Origin of the sequence: Streptococcus mitis (assembly GCF_905187495.1) — a bacterium.
In the GTDB taxonomy this organism is placed as follows: Bacteria; Bacillota; Bacilli; order Lactobacillales; family Streptococcaceae; genus Streptococcus; species Streptococcus mitis_CU.
Window position 1 is genome coordinate 1 of record NZ_CAJJIB010000015.1, and the last position, 1475, is coordinate 1475.

Sequence of the window (1475 nt, forward strand, 5' to 3'; positions counted from 1 at the left end):
CGCTGACGTGGTTTGAATTTGATTTTCGAAGAGTATTACTTTTGATATTCGTGGATGATAACACCCTGTACCACACGATTTACTGTACCTGTAGGAGACGGTGTATCTGGTTTGTTTTCTACCTTGAGTGAAGTCAATAGGGCAAAGAGTTGGGCATAAACGATGTAAGGGAAGACACGGTAAATATCATTCAAGACACCGCCACAACCAAAGGCCACTTCTTTGACATTTTCAAGACCAAAAGCTTGATCACTCAAAAGCACAACACGACGAGCAATCTGGTCACCAGCAACTTCACGAACCAAGTCCAAGTCGTACTTGCGAGTGTAGTCTGTTGTTGTACCAAAGACCAAAACAACTGTATCTTCGTTGATAAGAGATTTTGGACCGTGACGGAAGCCAACTGGGCTTTCATACATAGTCGCAACTTGACCAGCAGTCAGTTCCAAAATCTTGAGCTGAGCTTCATGAGCAAGTCCAAAGAAAGGACCAGCGCCTAGATAGATGACACGGTTAAAGTCTAGGTCAACAAGTTCTTTGACATCTTCTGCATTGTCTAGAATTTTACGGGCAAGACTAGATACAACTTCAAAACGTTCAGACTTAACAGCAAATTCTGTAGGATCAAAGACTAAGAGAGCTGTCAACATCATAGACGTAAAGCTAGAGGTCATGGCAAAGCCAGCATCATTAGAAGCAGCTGGTTGCAAAAGCAAGAGATTGCGGTCATCTCCATGAGCTTGAAGAGCCAATTTACCATCTGCTGCGCAAGTAATAGTCACTTGATAAAGCTCATCCACCAAGGCTTTAGCCAAATCAACAGTCGCCACACTTTCGGGAGAGTTCCCACTACGAGCAAAAGATACAAGGACAGTCGCCACATCTTTTTTCAAATAGGTTTCTGGATTGGCAACGATATCTGTTGTCGCAATAGCATTGAAATTCCATTTGCGTTCGTCATAGACTTCCTTAAAGTAAGGCACCAAGGTATCTCCCACATAAGCAGAAGTCCCAGCACCTGTCAAAATAACCTTGATATAGTCATGTTTATCCGCAATCTCTTGCAGGAAGGCTGCAATTTCTTCACGTTTTGCTTGATAAGATTCAAAAGCTTCTCTCCATACATCTGGTTGTTGGTAGATTTCACGTGTAGTGATTTCTGCACCCAATTCGAGCAAATCTTCTTTTGTATAATGTAGCATTGAGTTCCTCTTTTTCTATTAAATATGGGAATGGGAGTAAGCCCCATTCCCATGTATATTCTATATAAAATGCTCTAACGATTTTCACGATATCACATCTTATTGAATCGAGTTCCAACTAAAATCTTTGGGAAAAAGACCGATTATCGTCGGAGCATCGCTCCATCCTCTTATCGCCTATTTTCCCTGTGATTTTCACGTTGTCACATCGTATACTCAATGAAAATCAAAGAGCAAACTAGCCGCAGGCTGCTCAAAGCACTGCTTTGAGGT

At 41.9% G+C, this 1475-nt stretch carries 1 protein-coding gene; it reads right to left on the reverse strand.

The genetic code is table 11. The features are described from left to right. Window positions 1-35 precede the first annotated feature (35 nt). Window positions 36-1202 (reverse strand): SIS domain-containing protein, encoded by a 1167-nt coding sequence (locus tag JQ843_RS03705; RefSeq protein ID WP_203212924.1) that lies wholly within the window; start codon window positions 1200-1202, stop codon window positions 36-38. Between the last annotated feature and the right edge of the window lie 273 nt (window positions 1203-1475).

What these genes read in the sequence shown, in the direction of transcription:
- JQ843_RS03705 (WP_203212924.1), bottom strand. Translation starts at nt 1,202, where the DNA reads ATGCTACATTATACAAAAGAAGATTTGCTCGAATTGGGTGCAGAAATC.